A 19974-nucleotide genomic window follows, 5' to 3' on the forward strand; every position below is an offset into this window, starting at 1 on the left:
AAATTATAAATTTACAGGTAATTCAACAATACAATCATTTCTAATACAAATTAAAGCTTATGGGCAATGTATACCCCACCCCTACTAATTTTCCGTCTTTTTCTCCAGGCTTCATCTTAGGTAACTTTTTAATCATTTCAATTGTATAATCCTTTAATTTCGGGTGGGGCGCTCGAGCATCTATATTCGAAATATCGCCATCTTTTCCGATGGTAAAAGTAGCATAAACCCTATGTTTACCGGTTGATATTCCTAGGCTCTCAACAATTGACATATCAAAATTAGCTTTAGTGAATTGCTGTACACTTTCCTGAAAACATTTTTTATCTCCCTCATCACATCCAGGAAACGTTGGTGCCTTATCTATCATAGAAAATGGTACTCCGTCACTAACTTCTTTGTTTTTTAAAAGTATCGGTTTTCGATGCATCCCTACCACTTTTCTGCCTTGAAAATCGTAGACCTTAAAATAAAAAAAATCTTCCCTTTCTCTCTTTTTCAAAAAAGTTGTTTGAAATTTAAGAAACTCAGCTTCTTCGTTTTTATCTAATTCATTCAAATCTATCTCTTTCCCCAGAGACTCCTCATTAAACGATATAAAAAAATCTAAATACGTATCTGTTTTTGTTTCTCTAAAACTCTCCTTTTTACCAAAGTAAATTTTCTGAGGTTGCTTCTTTGAATCAACTTCCCCTATCCTATTCTCACTGCATGACGTGTACAATGTCATACTTCCTAATAATGGGATTAACACTAAATATTTTAATTGCTTTCTCTTTTTTGATTGACTTTTTGTCATCATAATAATTCGCTTTTTAACTAATGAATGTTTATAAAATTGATTAACAAATGAAATAGTCTCTACCTGAAAAATATCACAAAGTAAATTGTTTATATACTTATTTTTTTCTGTTCCCTTTATAACCTTTGCGTCTGATATATATTCATGCACCAACGATATCCTGTTTTGATAGATATACACCATAGGATTAAACCACATAACAACTCTTAACATCTCAAAAATTAACAAATCAATGGTATGTTTTTGCTTACTATGAACCAATTCATGTTGTATTATCTTCTCTTGCTTATCGCAAGGAATTTCTTCTCCTAAAAAAATATATTTAAAAAACGAGAAGGCATTTGTTGCATTTGGCAGCAATACGAGTGTATAATCTTTCTTCTCAAGAAGATTATTAGTACGAATTAACCGTGCAATTTTAGCTAGTTTATACATAAAAACAACTAAAAAAATAAAACATACCAGTGCATACAATACATCTACATAATGAACAGCCTGATACCATGCAGATTTTTCTATAACTTGCTGAGGAGACAAAACAACCTCTGGTAGTAAAATACTATATTCTTGTGGTAACGATTTTTGAAATGACGATAACTTAATTAAGGGAAGCACAAATGACAACAAAGCTGTACTAAGTAAATAATACCTGTTTTTTGTAAAAAAAGTTTCTTTGCTTAACACAATATCATATACCAAAATAAATAGCACTTGAAATAATACTACCTGAATACTATAGTTTATCATGATCTTTATTTTTATTTATCTCTTTTAATATATGCTCTAGCTCAGTTATGTCCATTTTATTTTCTTTCATAAAAAAAGAAACCATACTCTTGAAAGACCCACCAAAATACCCATTAACTAACTTATGCAACGTTTGATTACTGTAGGCCGATTTTTCAACTATGGGAAAATACACATAGCCTCTTCCCTTTGGTTTATGCCCCACAAACTCTTTGTTCTCTAATATTCTTATAATTGTTGAAACCGTATTATACGCGGGTTTCGGATCGCCTAGTTCTGCAATCACCTCTTTTACCGAAGCTTCTTTTAATTGCCATAAAACTTGCATTATTTGCTCTTCTGCTTTTGTTAACTGTTTACCCATTTACTTTTGATATGATTGATTCTACTTTTCAAATATAACTAAAAAATTAGTTAAAACTAATTTTTTAGTTATAAAAATGTAACAAGAGGTAACTTTTATCGTCATATGTATATATGAGTACTCTCTAAATCATTAAAAAACCAACTAACCATGGATATTTTTTTACTACTTTTTGGTGTTATTTTTATCTGCTTAGGTATTATAGGTTCATTCATGCCAATTCTACCTGGCCCTATTACAGGTTGGCTTGGGTTGTTACTTTTGCATTTAACAACATTTGTACCTATGGACACTCCATTTCTAACCATTACGTTCATCGTAGCTTTATTTATTTTTATTCTTGATTACTTCATCCCTGCCATGGGCACTAAGAAATTTGGCGGTTCAAAATACGGTGTTTACGGCACGACTATTGGTTTAATCATAGGATTACTATCTCCCATTCCTTTTGGTATCTTGATTGGCGCGTTTGCGGGAGCATTAATTGGTGAATTGCTGTATGACAGTAAAGATACAAACAGAGCATTAAAAGCTTCTTTTGGTGCTTTCTTAGGTTTTTTAGCCTCTGTAACGATAAAGTTTTCGGTTTCCGTCGTGTTTTTTATACTCTTTCTAACGACCTTTTGGAAAAATAAGGAAAGTTTCTGGTTGAATTAAAAACAAAAAAAAGCAACCCATCTCAGGGAAGCTTTCCATTGGTAACAAAACCATGGTGCATCTAAGCACCTTAACAACACAACTAAACGCTGCCTATTAAAACAAGACAGCCTGCAAATATACAAACTTTTATTATTCTTACAAATTATTTTTGTTTTCTATCGAAAAAACTCCATTTAGCATGCGTTGGTTTATTGTGCAATTGATTGTATCTTTGCGGTTTTAAATTAAGAAAATTAAAAATTAAGCAATGCAATTATCAGAACAAGAAGTTGTACGTAGAGAAAAACTCACCAAATTACGTGAATTTGGTATCAATCCTTATCCAGCAAATTTGTATCCACTCGATGCAAACTCTAAAGAAATTAAGGAGGCTTTTAAGGAAGGTAAGAAAGTTGTTATTGCAGGAAGGTTGATGTCTCGCCGTATCCAAGGAAAGGCTTCTTTTGCTGAATTGCAAGATAGTCATGGTAGAGTGCAGCTATATTTCAATAGAGATGAAATCTGTACGGAAGAAGACAAAACCCTTTACAATGAAATTTACAAGAAATTATTAGATATTGGTGACTTTATTGGCATTGAAGGAGAGCTATTTACCACACAAGTAGGTGAAAAAACAGTATTAGTTAAAAATTTTAGCATCCTTAGTAAATCGTTAAAACCGCTACCACAACCGAGAGTTGATGCTGACGGAAATGTTTTTGATGCCTTTTCTGACCCAGAGTTGCGTTATCGTCAACGTTATGTTGATTTGGTGGTTAATCCGCAGGTAAAAGATGTATTTGTAAAACGCACAAAATTATTCAGTGCCATGCGTCAGTTTTTCAATGATGCTGGTTATTTTGAAGTAGAAACTCCTATTTTACAACCTATTCCGGGAGGTGCGGCAGCAAGACCTTTTATTACCCATCACAATGCACTAGATATTCCGCTTTATATGCGTATCGCAAATGAGCTATACCTAAAACGTTTAATAGTAGGTGGTTTTGACGGTGTATACGAGTTTTCAAAGAACTTTCGTAATGAAGGAATGGATCGAACGCATAATCCAGAATTTACAGCAATGGAAATTTATGTAGCCTATAAAGACTACAACTGGATGATGGAATTCACTGAGAGCCTGTTAGAGCATTGTGCCTTAGCAGTAAACGGAACTACTAAAGCGACCTTTGGAGAGTATGAAGTTGATTTTAAAGCACCGTATGCTCGTGTTACCATGGCAGATTCTATTGAGCATTTCACTGGTTTTAATATCAATGGAAAAACAGAAGATGAAATAAGAGAGGCCGCAAAAGAAATGGGTATCGAAGTTGATAATACCATGGGTAAAGGAAAACTAATTGATGAGATTTTTGGAGAAAAATGTGAAGGGAATTATATTCAACCCACCTTTATTACAGACTATCCTAAGGAAATGTCTCCTTTGTGTAAGGAACACAGGGATAATCCGGAACTAACAGAACGTTTCGAATTAATGGTATGTGGTAAAGAAATTGCCAATGCTTATTCAGAATTAAATGATCCTATTGATCAAAGAGAACGTTTTGAAGCTCAGTTAAAGCTTGCAGAGCGCGGAGATGATGAAGCTGGTGAATTTATTGATTATGATTTCTTACGTGCCTTAGAATACGGTATGCCTCCAACTTCAGGACTTGGCATTGGAATGGATCGATTAATCATGTTTTTAACAAATAACCAATCAATTCAAGAAGTACTGTTCTTTCCACAAATGAAACCAGAAAGAAAAGCTCCTACAGTTGTATTAAACGATGATGAGAAAGCTCTTTTGACATTAATTGAAAAGGTAGAAAAAATTGATCTCAATGAACTAAAAACTCAAAGTGGATTGAGTAATAAAAAATGGGATAAAACCATTAAAGGTTTAACGAAAAACAAACTAGCCAAAGTTGAAAAAACAGATGAAGGTTTGTTCGTTGAATTAGTTTAATATTCCTCATACTAAGCAATACAAAAAAGGAGTTACTCATCGTAATTCCTTTTTTTATGACTAAAAACGAACGCTATTAACGATTATCAAGTTGTTTTATGCATACTCAAAAGCCTTTTAACAATTCATTTCTATTCATGCATAAAAAAGTTGCTGAAGAACTTTCTATTCAATAGTTTTGACTCATGACGCATTCTAGTTCTCTTTGGCACCTTGCCCAGCAAAAGTTCACAACTAACAAAACAGGTTTTTTTAGTTTCTTATACATTGTGTTTTGTGGGCTCGTCGCCATTTTTTGTTATCTTCTTGCCCCTGATAACAGCAATTCGGCAAATCAAATGCACTTAGAGATTCACTCAAAACCTCCGGGTTTTTCTGTACAATTATTACAAATTCCATCAAATCTACCAACCAAAGAAAATTGGCTTTCTGTTTTACTACATGGAAAACAAAATACATCCACTGAAATTCCTATAACCTCCTACACAATCAAGGGAAACCAACTCGAAGTATTCAAGTATTCAGATGGCTTGACTAAAAAAATTCCTTTGTCAACTTTTCAAAATCAACCCTTGCAATATATACAACAAAAAACGTTTTGGTTTGGTACAGACAAATACGGAAGAGATTTGCTAAGCAGGTTACTAATTGGTGCTCGAATTTCGTTTTTTATTGGTTTTATAGCTGTTTTTATCTCTTTGGCTGTTGGTATTCCTATTGGTGCTATTGCAGGTTATTTCGGAGGGAAAATAGACACCTTTATTATGTGGGTAATTAATATTACTTGGTCGATCCCCACCTTACTCCTTGTTATAGCCATAACACTTGCATTAGGTAAAGGTTTTTGGCAAGTTTTTATTGCTGTTGGGTTGACCATGTGGGTTGAAGTTGCACGTATTGTTAGAGGTCAAGTCATTACCACAAAACAGCAACAATATGTTGAAGCTGCAAAAGCGCTTGGTTTTTCAGATTTTAGAATCATTTTCAAACATATTTTACCGAATATTTTAGCTCCTATTATTGTCATTTCTGCAGCTAATTTCGCCGCGGCAATTTTAATAGAAAGTGGGCTAAGTTTTTTAGGTATTGGAGCGCAACCACCCACACCGTCATGGGGAGCTATGATTAAAAATCATTATAACTATATTGTTTTAGGGAAACCCTATTTAGCTATGATTCCTGGATTGGCAATTATGAGTCTAGTAATGGCTTTTATGTTATTAGGTAATGCCCTCCGAGATACTCTAGATGTAAAATCTTAGTATCTAGTAGCAACTTTCATCATTATCCGGAATCATATATTAAACAACTACTATAACTATACCCAGAAAACAACAACAGTTCTTTGATCATTTACACGATTATTTTGTTTCAAGTATTAAAATAGAAGTTATACCCATCAACATTATACCATAAAACACTTAAAAAAACGGTATCATTTCGAAGTTTTCATGCCTAATTCGAGTTAAAAGCACTCATAGTATTACTTATTTTATAAATTAGTTAATTTTGCAATTCAAAAATTAATTAATTCGATGAGTTTTATTGTGAATTTTACAACCAGATGGGCTGATTTTGACGCCAACATACATATGCGTCATACGGCTTATAATGACTATGCAGCTGAATCAAGATTGCGTTTTTTTAAAAAACATGCCATTACTATTCAAGATTTCACTAAAGAGAAAGTAGGTCCAATATTATTTGAAGAAAACACCAAGTTTTTAAAAGAAATCCATATGGGGGAAGACATTTCGGTTAACCTTAAAGTGACAGGGCTGTCAAGTAATAGCGAACGTTGGAAAATTCAACATGAAGTTTTCAATAGTAAAGGAAAATTAGCCGCAGTCATTACAGTGTACGGAGCTTGGCTAGATTTAGTAAAGCGTAAATTAACCGCTCCTCCTATGAAATTTCAAAACATATTTAAAGACGCAGAGAGAACAGAAGAATTTCAAGAGATTTTACTAAAGCAATCATGCGGAATTCAAGAAAAGTAAAAGTAGTAACCCTAATCATTGTACTTGCTGTCGGACTTTGGCTTGATAAATCAAAAAAAGAAGAGGTTTCTACACAACATAACACAAAAAATCCCATAAGAAGTACGGTCGGTTTTAATTTCCTACCTACCTCAACCACTGGTGTTATTATTAAACATGATGGTTATCAATTGTCATATAGTGAAACACATGAGCAAGCGGAATGGGTAGCGTACTCCTTACAAAAAAAAGATCTTGTTTACACAAATCACAAGCGTCCTTTTTTTATAAATGACCCAAAAGTTAAAACGAAATCTGCCGATTGGAGAAGTTACAAAAAATCAGGTTATGACAAAGGTCATTTGTGCCCAGCCGGAGACAGACGCGTTTCTAAACAATCGTATAACGAAACTTTTTACACTTCGAATATTACGCCACAAAAACATAATTTTAACGCTGGAATTTGGAATAAACTAGAACAAAAAACTCGATACTGGGCTAAAAAGTACGATCATTTATATGTAATAACCGGAGGGGTCTTAGCTCCTAGCTTACCTACTATAGGCTCGAAAAATAAGGTAAGTGTTCCTAAGTATTTCTATAAAATATTACTAGACTATACGGAACCTGACATCAAGACTATTGCCTTTTTGATGCCACATCAAAACACTAATGAACCTTTATATAATTTCATTGTTTCAATCGACGAACTTGAAAAGCTAACAGGTATTGATTTTTTTCCATCTTTACCTGATGCTATTGAGGAAAAATTAGAATCTTCGTCAAATTACCATCAATGGAGTTTTAGGTAAAGACTATATTATAAAAAAGCCGAGCAAAATGCTCGGCTTTCTCTATATTATAGTTGTGATTATACTATTATAAACTAGCATTTTTCCAAGTCCAAGTTGAAATATCAACTTTAGTACCTGTATTATAGTTTTCACTTGTATCAGCTGCTGAACCGTCAATAACAACATTACTTAATGGTCCATCATCTTTCATATCTATTTGCGTATCATAACCTTCTAAATATAAGTTAGTGATCGTTGCACCAGATTGTTTTTTGAACTGTAAAGCAGTACCTCCTTGTGTTGATATTGCAGTAACATTATCAAACTTTGGATTGTTATTAACTTTATCTCCTTCGAAAGCAGTTGAAAAACCAGCCTTTGTATGAGAGATGTACGTATTTGTAACTGTACCATCCCAACCTTCTGTCCAATCAACAGCATCGTCTTCGTTATTTTCTAAATAGATATTGGTAACTGATACCGTTCCTCCGAAAAACTCTATACCGTCATCTGAACCATTAATTACAGAAACATTTTCAATAGTAGTATCAGAACCTACTGCATATAAAGAAATTCCATTGTACTGAGACTCAGAATTAATTTGCGCACCAGTTCCTTTGATTACCAAGTACTTTATTGACCCAGAATTATCAGTATCATCACTTCCCCCATAAATAAAACCTCCTACTTCTGCTTCGGCGTCAACACCAGCTGTTGTAGTAGCTTTACCACAAATTGTCAAGCCTCCCCAGTCTCCTGTTTGAGCATTTATAGAAGAAATAACAACTGGATTATCAGCTGTACCTTGGATATCTATTTTTCCACCTTTTAAAACAGCGATAAAAACCCCTGTTCCTCCATCTCTAGCTTCAATTTTTGTACCAGCAGGAATCACAAGCTCACCACCATCTTGAACGATATAAGAAGAATTTAACTTGTAAGCAACAGCAGGATCTAATGTCACCTTATCTGAAACTGTTCCTTGAAGAATCGATATATTTGGCGTTAAAGAAGAGTCAACCCAACCAAAATCATCAACATTAACTGTTGGAGTATTCGTATAGTTTAATGCCGGGTTAGCAGGAGAACCATCTATAACCACATTAGTCAATGGCCCGCCATCTTTCATATCGATTGATGTGTCATAACCTGTAAGAGACAATCCTGTAATAGTAGCACCTGATTCTTTTTTAAATTGTAAAGCAGTACCTCCAACAATAGAAACAGCAGTAACGTTATTAAATTTAGGGTTGTTATTAACTTTATCACCTTCAAAAGCAGTTGAAAAACCAGCAATTGTGTGGGAAATATACGTATTATCAACCGTACCATTCCAACCTTCTGTCCAGTCAATCGCATCATCTTCACAGTTCTCTATATAAATATTAGACGCCGATACTGTACCTCCGAAGAACTCAACTCCGTCATCAGCACCATTTACTACAGCCACATTGTCAATAAAAGTACTAGAACCTACTGCATATAAAGAAAGACCGTTATATTGAGACTCAGAGTTAATCTGAGCTCCTGTGCCTTTAATTAGTAAATAACGAATGCTTCCTGAGCTATCACCATCTTCGTTTCCTCCGTACTTAAAACCTCCTACTTCTGCTTCAGCATCAACTCCAGCGGTAGTAGTTGCTTTACCACATACTGTCAATCCTCCCCAATCACCTGGAACTGGATCTGATGATGACATTACTACTGGGTTAGATTCTGTTCCCAACACATTTATCATTCCTCCTTTTAAAACTGCGATGTACACTTCCGTGCCTCCTGCCTCAGCAGTAATTTTTGTTCCTGCAGGGATAGTTAAAGTTACTCCATCCTGAACAATAAACGCATTCGTTAGATTATAAGCAGTACTAGCACTTAAGGTATAATCTTGATCAAGAGCACCGTTCATTACTCCATTATTTAAATCTTGAATTACCTGAGTTTCTGTTGGGATAATCGGATCTGGATCATCGCTACCACAACTAGTAAAAGTCAACGTAGCTAACGATAATGCTACTACTCCTAATAATCTAAATTTTGATTTTCTCATTTTGTTTGTTTTAGTCTTAAGTATATTAATATTTTACCGTTACAAAGAAACTTTATTCTCTTGTTTTAAGTTTTAGTTTTATATTAACAATGGGTTACAGATAGCTTATTAATAAGTGTTTAATGTTAATTAAATATTAATTAGAAAGTATACGAAAAGTTCAGGCTAAATTGTGATCCATTGTTATATCTTCTTACAATTTCGTCTGTTTCTACCCCAGTATTTTGATTTCTAATTAACTGTGTTTGCTCAATATTCGGATTTAACAAATTTCTTCCTATTAATTTAGCTGTTAAACCTTCCATTATTTGCTTACTTAAAACCAAATCCAAGGTTATAAATCCTTTTTCAATGATTTCTTCGTTGAATAGCGTTGCACTATTATCAAAATCTTCCGGATTTCCTAATGAAAAGATCTTATCAGAAGAGTAATTACCCACTAAAGTCGCTATAAACTCATTTTCCGTTCTTGAGTTATATGTTAATGATCCATTCAATATAACATCTGAAGCTCCCTGTAATCCAGATTTGGTTTTGTTGTTATACTGAAAGTTTGGTAAAAGATCTTGCTCAAACCACATTTTAGTCAAATTACCAGTAACATTAAAAATTCCTTTATCGTCTTCATTTTTGATAATGTCAATGCGACCTTCTAACTCAACACCAATAACATCTGCTTGCTTTCCTGTATTAAAAAACTGAAAATTCCCAGAAGATCCTCGAGCCTGAGCAACGTTTATAGGGTTTTTAATCTGCTTATAAAAGGTGGTTGCTGACAATAGCTCAGATCTCGATGGAAAAAACTCCCATTTCAAATCGATATTGTAAACATCTGATTTTTCTAAATTAGGATTCCCTTTTGTGACACGACCTGTTGGTGAAACATATTCAAACGGAGATAATTCCTTAAATTCTGGTAAAGTCTGCGTTACACTTGAGGCAAAACGCAAAAATTGGTTCTCTTTTAATTGGTACTTCAAATTAACACTTGGGTATAGACTGCTGTAGTTTCTTTCAAGATCGTCTATTCTTGGAATACCATTGTTTATATAGTTTGTGATGTCCCAAATAGCCTCTATTCTATCATGCTCATAGCGCAAACCAACATTACCTGATAGATTGTTATCAAAACGAAAATCGAAATTTGCATAACCAGCCAACACTCTCAACTCTGCATTAAACCTATCAACTTCACCTTCTCTTAATCGTAAACCATTATTAAATGCTGAAGGAACAAAAGTGCTTGATAACTCATCAATTGAAGGCGCTTTGAAATCTTTAGCTCTCACTCCTATAAACTGAGATCTAAACGCTCGTTCTTTTTGTCTGAAGTTAAACCCTATATTTAATTTGAAAGGCTTACCATCTTCCTCATCTCCTAATCTTAGTTGATTCTTTATAAATGCGTTGTACTCCGTGTCTTCAATCTTCTGTGTTGACTTTCTTTGTTGATAATCTCCAACATGTGAATATTGTACCTGTGTTGAATTGTTAAAATCATCAAAATTCACTTCATTTCTAATTCTATTAGGTTCTTCTGCTAAAACAAAATTATAACCTCCAGCCCAACTTAAAGTATTATTGGCCATCCACTTGTGCTCTCCCATCAATTGATTTACAAACATAGTCGTTTGCTTATAGTTTTGATCTCTTACAAATGCCTCATCTTCCTTAGGATCTTGATCAAAAACATACCCAAATCCTTTTCTTCCAGCTTCATACAAAATCTCTTTTCCTTTATTCACAAACAACGTATTATACCTTAGTTTATGATTATCGCTTAAACGGATCTTGGCATTGATATATCCCGTTGTATTAATATTGTAAATGAATCTTTCTACATCTCTAGTATCTTCCGTTGCTCCTTTTTCTAAACTAGCAAGTCTAGTTAAACTTGGATACGCCTCATCTTCAATGTTTGCTCGGTAAGCTCTAAAAATTTCTTCTCTGTGATTTGCAGATTCTGAATGAGATACCGTTGCAAACAACTTAATCTCTTTTCCAAAAAACTCAAACTTTTTACCTGCAGAAAAAGAAACTCCAAAATTAAGAGGTTTATTATCGACAGATTGGGTGTCCCAACCTTGCTGTGTTATTAAATCAATTAATGCATATTGTTTTTTATGAAACCCAAATGTTACATCGTCATAAATAAGAGTTTTTCTGAATTTTCCATCTAAATTTAATAGGTTAGAATTTGAACCTCCATTTACACTTACTGTAAACAAGTTCTTTGAAAACTCTTTTGTTGAAATATCAACATTCCCTGAAGCTTCATCTGCATATTTCGAGGCAACAAATGTTTTACTAATCCCTACATTTTGAATTATGTTAGTAGAAAATAAATTCAAATTAATGTTCTTTTTATCAACATCATCTGAAGGTATTGGCAATCCGTTCATAGAAGTAGATAAATAACGGTCGCCCAAACCACGAATATATATATCTCCTGTTCCTTCACTCTTTGTTACTCCAGAAATTTTTGTGGTAGCTGTAGCGGCGTCTGAAACCCCTTTCTTTGACAACTCTTGAGCTCCAATACTTTCTTTAATGACGGTAGCTTTCTTTTGTGCCAAAAGTAACGCGCTTTCTTTTTCTCTACTAACTGTTACGTTAATTTTAACTTCCTCTAAAGAAACACCTTCATTGGCCCCTAACAATTGGTTAACAATAATTGTTTCACCTTCTTTTACAACTATTGCTTTTTCTACTGTTTGATACCCCACAAAACTAAAAACAATAGTTTGGTTCCCTGATGGTGCAGTAAGAGCATACTTTCCATCAATATCTGTTGTTCCCCCTATTGATGTACCCTTTAAAAACACGTTCGCAAAAGGTAACGACTCACCGTTCATTTCTTTATCTGTAACGGTTCCTGATATAGTCCCTTTGCTTTGAGAAAAGACTAAATTACATAAGCTTAAAAAAGCTACGAATAGTATTTTTTTCATCCTATACTTTGAATTCTGTTTATTTATTCTGCAAAACTCAAGCTAAGTTGTAAAGCTAATGTTACCTCTAAATTATTGTTGTATTATTAGAATGTTTCGCTAATGTTAAGAACACTTATAAAGATTATTTTAATGTTAACTACGCGTGTTTTTTATTCTATTTAGGTATTTAACCAAGATTTTCTTCAAGCTTTTTTCTGATAAAAATGTATTAATCTGCTCGTCAATTGTATTGTCTAAACCCAACAAAACAGTGGTAGGGTAGACGATTGTGCCATTTTTAGTAGCCAGCGCTTCGGCTAATTCATGAATACCAGATCTGTACCCGTTACTTCTAAATTTAAACTGGCGACTTCCTATTAGAATAGTTTCTTTTGACTCGGCATCAAGCATCACAAAGTAAAAATTCTCATTCAGCACTTTCACTATATCTCGATTGGTAAACGTGTTTTTTTTCATAGCAAAACAAAACTTACACCAATCTGTATGTATAAAAACAACTATTGGTTTCCTTTCTTTAGCTTGTTCTTTTAACGCATTTTCAAATGAATACACACGAGGAAACACTACACCTGTTTGAGAAAACAAATGTAGTGTTACAGAAAACGTTAATAGCACTAGTGCTTTTTTCATTAAAATAGTTTATACCTAAGCCCCAAGAACATTCGGGTTCCTTGGTTTGACGCATATACATAAGCTGGGTCAAAACGATCACTAAAAGGATCGTCAGCATTTAAAATACTATTTGCTGCCGGCGTGAAATTAAGGATGTTTTTAACACCTCCAAAAACTTCAACACTACTCTTAAATTTTTTTGTTACTTGAATATTCTGAATACTATACCAAGGAGATACAGGAGATCTTGGATCCGTAAAATTTGTAACATCATCATCATTTAACAATGGTAAATCCATCGGTGCATAAACATTCCCGGTATAATCTATAGCTAGATCAATAGAAGGTATCTTATACGAAATACTCCAAGTTCCACTAAAACTCTCTGTCAATAATTGTCTTTCCCTAATTCCATTTTCAGTAGTAGAAACATCCATCAAAGTTGCTCCAGCTATAATTGACAAACCATTTTGAAAGTTTATATCGGTATTTACCGATACCCCCTTAGAAACTGAATTCCCTGCTAAGTTTCCATAGATAATTTTACTAGAATCTGTTTCATAATCTGGAATTATCTTATTATCAAAATACGTGTAAAAAGCACTTGCGTCAATATTAATAATGGTAGTATTTCTCGTTACAATTTTCTTCACATAATTAATATTGGTGTTCCATGAAGTTTCAGGCAATAATTCATCTTTGAAAAACACCTCTCTATTCCCTGTTAAAGCAGCATGATCTTCCGTAAAAACATTTGCCACTCTAAAACCATTACCTACACTTATTCTTATAACATCCTCATTGTTTTCAGAATTCCATTTATAATTTATTCTTGGAGAAAATATGCTTCCGTGTACACTATTATAATCAAATCTAGCACCCAAAAGAAGTTTATTATTTGGTGCTAAGCTTATTTCGTCTTGAACAAACATCCCTGGCAAGTGGGTAATTGATGGTTTATTATTCAAATCACTACCAGTAGCTGGCGTATTATCATCGTAATACGTGTACCTGTAAGCCATACCCATTAAAACATCGTGTTTTTCACCAAAAGAAGTATCCCAAACTAACTGCCCAAAACCAATAAGTTGATTCGCATCATATAGCGTTTCACCATAATAAGAGTTCTGAGAATGACCATTCATACTAAATTGAATACTCAATTTCTCCTCTGTTGGCAACTGATAGGTTCCAAAGGTTTCCCATCTGCTTGTGTAAATACTTTCTCCGTAAATTTCATCTCCACCTCTATATTGTGGAGTCCATTCCATTTCACCTCCCCATCTATCTTCATATACATAACGCCCAGCTACCGTAAAAACTCTATTGTTTTTTCTATCAAAAGTAAACTTGTTAAAAATAGAAATTCGATCCTGTAAGGTTAAATCTGTAAAACTGTCTTTGTTATTATCAATGGGGTTTTGATAATTAAAATAATTCACCCCTAACAACCCATTTACTTTATCTAATTTATATTTAAACCCTAGATCTGTATTTACCTCTGCCCAAGAACTCGCATAGGATTCAACAGTTAATAAGGGGGCAGATGCTGGATTTTTGGTGATGATATTAATTATTCCACCTACCGCTTCAGAACCATATAACGTAGATGCAGGGCCTTTTACTATCTCAACCCTTTCAATTAAAGCCTGAGGAATCCCAGTCAATCCATATACTGTTGACAAGCCGCTTACAATTGGCATACCATCTATTAATACAAATGTATAAGGACCTTCTAACCCATTAATATGAATATCCCCTGTGTTACATACACTACAATTTACCTGAGGGCGCACTCCATTCACATTTTGCATTGATTCAAATATAGAGGGAGCCGGATTTTTAGTAAAAAAAGCAGGTGAATATACTTCAACAGGAACAGGACTATCTAACCTATTAACTGGCTTCATTGTACCTGAAATAACTACCTCTTCCAAAGAAGAAGTAGTTTCCTGTAAACTAAATTCTTTTACTAACGTCTTATTCTTTAACAAAAACACTTTCTCTGCTTGGGTTTTAAACCCTATAGACGACACAACTAGTTTCTTTTCTCCTACAAGCTTTATCTTTAATAAGTAGTTCCCTTGCTTATCCGTAACAGTACCTATACTCGTTCCTTTTATAAAAACATTAGCCATTTCAAATGGTTTACCGTTAAAAGTAACCTTTCCTTTTATTGTACTTTGCGAAAACCCTTTAATAAAAAAAAGCACTAATGCAAAGGTAAAATAAAGCTTCACGCTATTTAAGTTCATTCTATTTAAAATTTTAACTTTTTGCAAAGGTAAATTATTTTTTAGACAAACCTAAAAATATGTTTATATAAAACAAAAATTGTATGTTTGCCTGTGAATATGAAAACACTATGTTTAGTCAATCTGAAGAGAATTACATTAAAACAGTTTATTACTTAGGTACCAATTCTAAAAAATGGGTAAGCACCAACGCAATAGCTAAAAAATTAGACACCAAAGCTTCTTCTGTTACTGATATGATAAAAAAGCTATCAGACAAAGAAATTGTTGTATATAAAAAATACCAAGGAGTTACCTTAACTGACTTTGGCAGAAAAACAGCCGCAAACATTGTAAGAAAACATAGGTTATGGGAAGTTTTTTTAGTTGAAAAATTAAATTTTTCATGGGACGAGGTACATGACGTTGCCGAACAACTCGAACATATTAAGTCTCCAAAATTAATTAGCGAACTAGACGCTTTTTTAGATTACCCAAAAAGAGACCCTCATGGCGACCCAATTCCTGATAAAAACGGCAATTTACAAGTAATCGAAAAAAGTTTATTGTCTTCACTAGAAGAAGGTCAAACAGGAATTTGTGTAGGAGTTGATGACAGTTCATCTCAATTTTTAAAGTTTTTAGACAAGCAAGGAATTGCCTTAGGGGAGCATATCGAAATACTAGAAAAAGAATCTTTTGATGAATCTATACAAATAAGAATTAGTAACAGAACGATTACCATATCTAACAAAGTTGCCAGTAATATTTACATACAAAAACTATAAAATGAAAAAAATTATACCAGTACTTATTATCGCAACAATGATTAGTTGTTCTAGTAGTACAAAAAAAAAGAATGCTAAATTGAGTGTAGTCACCACTACCACCATGATTACGGATTTGGTGAAAAATATTGGAGGAAACTATATTGAAGTAACGGGTTTAATGGGTTCTGGCGTTGATCCACATCTGTACAAAGCAAGTGAAGGTGATGTCTCTAAATTAGTCAATGCCGATGTGGTAATTTATAGTGGATTGCATCTCGAAGGAAAATTAGAAGAAGTATTTGAAAAAATGCATCATCAAAATAAAAAAACTATCGTCATTTCAGATATACTCAAAAAGAACACTTTAATTACTTCTGAAAATTTTGCTTCGAATTACGACCCTCATATTTGGTTTGATATTAACAACTGGATAAAAATTACTTCCTATGTAGCTGCTAAATTAGCTGAATTAGACCCTAAAAACGAAGCTTCTTACAAAGCAAATGCACAAAGCTACCTAAATGAATTAACCGTTTTAAATACTGCTATTTCTTCTAAAATAAATGAACTACCAGAAGCGAAAAGAATTTTGGTTACCGCTCATGATGCTTTTAATTATTTTGGGAGACAGCATAAATTTAATGTCGTTGGACTACAAGGGCTCTCCACCGCTACAGAGGCAGGTGTACAAGATGTTCAAAAATTAGCTAAATTTATCATTGACAATCAAGTGAAAGCTGTTTTTGTAGAAAGCTCTGTACCCAAACGAACTATTGAAGCACTGCAGGAAGCCGTAAGAGCAAAAGACCATCAGGTTGTTATTGGAGGTACTTTATATTCTGATGCTCTAGGCAATGCCGGAACAGCAGAAGGCACCTACATTGGTATGTATAAGTATAATGTGAATACGATCATTGATGCGTTAAAATAATATGGAAACAAAATATGCAGTAACTATTGACGATTTAACGGTAGCCTACAATTATAAACCTGTATTATGGGATATTGATTTAGCCATACCTGAAGGGGTTTTAATGGCAATTGTCGGACCAAATGGTGCCGGAAAATCAACATTGATCAAATCAATTTTAGGAATTATAAAACCAATTGCGGGTAGCATTACCGTATACGGAAAACCGTATCATAAACAACGTAAACTAGTTGCCTATGTTCCTCAAAAGGGTAGTGTAGATTGGGATTTCCCCACAACGGCTCTTGATGTAGTGATGATGGGAACTTATGGAAGTTTAGGCTGGATAAAACGCCCAGGTAGCACTCAAAAAAAAGCCGCTTTAGAGGCTTTAGAAAAAGTAGGAATGCTGGCGTTTAAAAATCGTCAAATTTCTCAACTCTCGGGCGGTCAACAACAACGAGTGTTCTTAGCAAGGGCTCTAGTGCAAAATGCATCTATCTATTTTATGGACGAACCTTTTCAAGGAGTAGATGCAACAACTGAAATAGCCATTATTAACATCTTGAAAGAATTACGAAAGGCAGGAAAAACAGTTGTCGTTGTACATCATGACTTGCAAACGGTTCCCGAATATTTCGATTGGGTAACTTTTCTAAATGTAAAAAAGATTGCTACCGGACCCGTAAAAGAAATTTTTAATGACGACAACCTAACTAAAACTTACGGAATCAACTATAAAGTAAGTGTGCAACAATAATGGATTTACAAGAATATTTTAACCTAGTCTTTTCCGATTACACACTTCGAACCATTACAATCGGAACAGCGATTCTTGGCGCTATCTGTGGTATGCTAGGAAGCTTTGCTGTGTTAAGAAAACAAAGTTTATTAGGTGATGCTATTTCTCATGCCTCACTTCCAGGTATTGCTATTGCTTTTTTAATTACAGGAACAAAAGACACCAACGTTTTGTTATTAGGAGCGTTAATCAGTGGATTAATTGGCGCTTTTTGGATTAGAGGTATCATAAAAAACACGCATTTAAAAACCGATACCGCTCTGGGTTTAATTCTATCCATTTTCTTTGGCTTTGGAATGTTACTATTAACATTCATCCAAAAACAACCCAATGCAAATCAATCCGGTTTAGATAAATTTTTATTTGGCCAAGCAGCAACATTACTCATTAAAGATGTTTGGTTTATGGCAATTGTTACTGGTATTTGTTTAATCGTCTTGCTTCTTTTCTGGAAGGAATTTAAAATATTACTTTTTGATGCCGACTTTACAAAAACACTAGGTTTCAACACCAAATTTATAGATATTTTAATTACTAGTTTTATTGTACTAGCTATTGTTTTAGGCCTACAAACAGTTGGTGTGGTTTTAATGAGCGCCATGTTACTAGCTCCTGCCGCGGCTGCTCGACAATGGACAAATAGTTTGAGTGTTATGGTGATTTTGTCTGCCTTTTTTGGAGCACTTTCAGGTGTTATCGGTACAGGAATTAGCGCTAGCCAATCTAACTTACCTACAGGACCTGTGATTGTTCTTGTGGCTGCCGTATTTGTGGTTATATCATTTATTTTTTCCCCTTCAAGAGGCCTGTTGTTTCGCCAAATTCGACTCTTAAAAAACCGTCGTGACTTAAAACTCCATAAAACCCTCTCATTTATGTTTGACCTTGTCAAAACACACGAAGACAAGTCACATCCGCATACCATAAAAATTTTAAATAATTTTCAAGGGTATACCAGAGGTACTTTAAAAAAATTAGAAGAACGAAATTATATCAAAGTAGAAGGAAAAATGTGGTCAATGACAAAAGATGGCTTTTCATTTGCTGGGAATTTATACAACCAAAATCAAGAAAATGAGTAGCGCCCAATTAGAAATACAATTAATCGCGAGCTTAGTAGCCATCGCTTGTGCCATCCCTGGAACATTTTTAGTATTACGAAAAATGGCATTGATTAGTGATGCTATTAGTCATTCTATCTTGCCTGGTTTAGTTATTGGTTTTTTTATTACCCATGATTTAAATTCTCCTTTACTTATTTTAATGGGAGCACTCTCCGGTATTATTACCGTTATTCTTGTAGAATATATTCAAAAAACAAAACTAGTAAAAGAAGATACAGCTATCGGACTCGTATTTCCGGCATTGTTTAGTATTGGTGTAATTTTAATTGCCAAAAATGCAAATGATGTACATTTAGATGTTGATGCTGTATTGCTGGGCGAATTGGCTTTTGCTCCATTTGACAGATTGTTATTTAACAATATCGATTTAGGCCCAAAATCTATGTGGGTCATTGGAAGTATTTTGGCAATAACAATCGGTTTACTCATAGCCTTCTTTAAGGAGTTAAAGATCAGTACATTTGACTCAGGCCTTGCTACTGCTTTGGGTTTTTCTCCAGCAATTATTCATTACGGCCTCATGAGTATTGCATCTATCACAACAGTAGGTGCCTTTGACGCCGTAGGCGCCGTTTTAGTTGTTGCATTAATGATTGCTCCAGCCGCAACTGCTTACCTGCTTACTAATGATTTAAAAAAAATGCTTGTATTAGCGGTCCTGTTCGGAGTATTTTCTGCCATCACAGGATATTGGGTAGCGCATTGGCTAGACGCTTCTATATCTGGATCCATGACAACCATGTTAGGGTTGCTCTTTTTATTCGTCTATTTATTTGCACCAAATAACGGATTAATTTCAGTGCTCTACCGAAATAAACAACAACAAAAAGAAGTGCAGCTACTTACTTTCCTGCTACACCTAAGCAACCATTCCGAAAAAAAAGAAAGACATCTCAATCATTTAAATGAACACATTAACTGGCATAAAATAAAAGCAAAATTGATTGTAGAGTTCGCTAAAAAAAACAACATGATTTCCATTGAAAACGAAATTATCTCCCTTACTCCTAAAGGAAAAATATTTACCGAAAAAGCAATTGACTACATCATAACCAATGATGATTCAAAAATAGAGTCCATGAAAAAAGATTTCTTTTTGTTTAGGGGTTAAGAAACAGCCTCTCTCTAAAAATTAAATGTTACCCTACTAAGCAAAATATTGTTTTCGCCCCACAAAAAAGAACAAATACAAAAGGGTGTTTTTTTGTCATTTAATTCAAAAAAAACTAC

At 34.0% G+C, this 19974-nt stretch carries 16 protein-coding genes; 10 read left to right on the forward strand and 6 right to left on the reverse strand.

The features are described 5' to 3' along the window. Positions 1 to 40: 40 nt before the first annotated feature. Together AC2TDS_RS09535 and AC2TDS_RS09540 are read right to left on the reverse strand one after the other, a co-directional pair. Entirely contained in the window at positions 41 to 1549 is a 1509-nt protein-coding gene (locus tag AC2TDS_RS09535) for a M56 family metallopeptidase (RefSeq protein ID WP_484738852.1), read from the reverse strand. After that, complete coding sequence (locus AC2TDS_RS09540) at positions 1536 to 1913, reverse strand: BlaI/MecI/CopY family transcriptional regulator (protein WP_484738853.1); 378 nt, start codon at positions 1911 to 1913, stop codon at positions 1536 to 1538. Before AC2TDS_RS09540 ends, AC2TDS_RS09535 begins: the two co-directional genes overlap by 14 nt. Before the next feature lie 150 nt (positions 1914 to 2063). Here AC2TDS_RS09540 and AC2TDS_RS09545 point away from each other — a divergent pair, with 150 nt between their 5' ends. The 5 genes from AC2TDS_RS09545 to AC2TDS_RS09565 all read left to right on the forward strand — a co-directional run bounded on the left by AC2TDS_RS09545 (position 2064) and on the right by AC2TDS_RS09565 (position 7309). Next, a complete protein-coding gene (locus AC2TDS_RS09545; RefSeq protein WP_484738854.1) occupies positions 2064 to 2570 on the forward strand; it encodes a DUF456 domain-containing protein in 507 nt (168 codons plus the stop codon). A 250-nt stretch (positions 2571 to 2820) separates the two neighbouring features. Further along, entirely contained in the window at positions 2821 to 4518 is a 1698-nt protein-coding gene (gene lysS, locus AC2TDS_RS09550) for a lysine--tRNA ligase (protein ID WP_484738855.1), read from the forward strand. A 185-nt stretch (positions 4519 to 4703) separates the two neighbouring features. Then, on the forward strand, positions 4704 to 5780 hold the full coding sequence (locus AC2TDS_RS09555; protein WP_484738856.1) for an ABC transporter permease: 1077 nt from the start codon (positions 4704 to 4706) through the stop codon (positions 5778 to 5780). A 273-nt stretch (positions 5781 to 6053) separates the two neighbouring features. Beyond that, complete coding sequence (locus AC2TDS_RS09560; RefSeq protein WP_484738857.1) at positions 6054 to 6518, forward strand: acyl-CoA thioesterase; 465 nt, start codon at positions 6054 to 6056, stop codon at positions 6516 to 6518. Then, positions 6497 to 7309 carry a DNA/RNA non-specific endonuclease gene (locus AC2TDS_RS09565; protein ID WP_484738858.1) on the forward strand — a complete coding sequence of 271 codons (813 nt, stop codon included), beginning with the start codon at positions 6497 to 6499 and terminating at the stop codon, positions 7307 to 7309. Before AC2TDS_RS09560 ends, AC2TDS_RS09565 begins: the two co-directional genes overlap by 22 nt. Positions 7310 to 7376: 67 nt before the next feature. On the opposite strand, the gene AC2TDS_RS09570 is transcribed toward AC2TDS_RS09565, so the two are convergent. From AC2TDS_RS09570 to AC2TDS_RS09585, 4 genes are all read right to left on the reverse strand, one after another. Then, positions 7377 to 9338 (reverse strand): beta-helix domain-containing protein, encoded by a 1962-nt coding sequence (locus AC2TDS_RS09570; protein ID WP_484738859.1) that lies wholly within the window; start codon positions 9336 to 9338, stop codon positions 7377 to 7379. Positions 9339 to 9478: 140 nt separating this feature from the next. Next, positions 9479 to 12289, reverse strand: a complete 2811-nt coding sequence (locus AC2TDS_RS09575) for a TonB-dependent receptor (RefSeq protein ID WP_484738860.1) — start codon at positions 12287 to 12289, stop codon at positions 9479 to 9481. A gap of 135 nt (positions 12290 to 12424) precedes the next feature. Then, on the reverse strand, positions 12425 to 12922 hold the full coding sequence (locus AC2TDS_RS09580) for a thioredoxin family protein (RefSeq protein WP_484738861.1): 498 nt from the start codon (positions 12920 to 12922) through the stop codon (positions 12425 to 12427). Then, the gene (locus AC2TDS_RS09585; RefSeq protein WP_484738862.1) at positions 12922 to 15159 is read right to left on the reverse strand and encodes a TonB-dependent receptor; all 2238 of its coding nucleotides are present in this window, start codon (positions 15157 to 15159) and stop codon (positions 12922 to 12924) included. The genes AC2TDS_RS09580 and AC2TDS_RS09585 overlap by 1 nt, the downstream gene beginning before the upstream one ends. Before the next feature lie 110 nt (positions 15160 to 15269). Here AC2TDS_RS09585 and AC2TDS_RS09590 point away from each other — a divergent pair, with 110 nt between their 5' ends. The 5 genes from AC2TDS_RS09590 to AC2TDS_RS09610 are packed head-to-tail and all read left to right on the forward strand — an operon-like array spanning position 15270 to position 19855. Further along, complete coding sequence (locus AC2TDS_RS09590) at positions 15270 to 15926, forward strand: metal-dependent transcriptional regulator (protein WP_484738932.1); 657 nt, start codon at positions 15270 to 15272, stop codon at positions 15924 to 15926. Between the two features lies 1 nt (position 15927). After that, on the forward strand, positions 15928 to 16839 hold the full coding sequence (locus tag AC2TDS_RS09595; RefSeq protein WP_484738863.1) for a metal ABC transporter solute-binding protein, Zn/Mn family: 912 nt from the start codon (positions 15928 to 15930) through the stop codon (positions 16837 to 16839). Between the two features lies 1 nt (position 16840). After that, entirely contained in the window at positions 16841 to 17578 is a 738-nt protein-coding gene (locus tag AC2TDS_RS09600) for a metal ABC transporter ATP-binding protein (RefSeq protein WP_484738864.1), read from the forward strand. Further along, positions 17578 to 18702: a metal ABC transporter permease gene (locus AC2TDS_RS09605; RefSeq protein WP_484738865.1), complete on the forward strand. Its 1125-nt coding sequence runs from the start codon at positions 17578 to 17580 to the stop codon at positions 18700 to 18702. The genes AC2TDS_RS09600 and AC2TDS_RS09605 overlap by 1 nt, the downstream gene beginning before the upstream one ends. Further along, a complete protein-coding gene (locus tag AC2TDS_RS09610) occupies positions 18695 to 19855 on the forward strand; it encodes a metal ABC transporter permease (RefSeq protein WP_484738866.1) in 1161 nt (386 codons plus the stop codon). Before AC2TDS_RS09605 ends, AC2TDS_RS09610 begins: the two co-directional genes overlap by 8 nt. Positions 19856 to 19974: the final 119 nt, after the last annotated feature.

It is taken from the genome of Tenacibaculum profundicola (assembly GCF_057220795.1).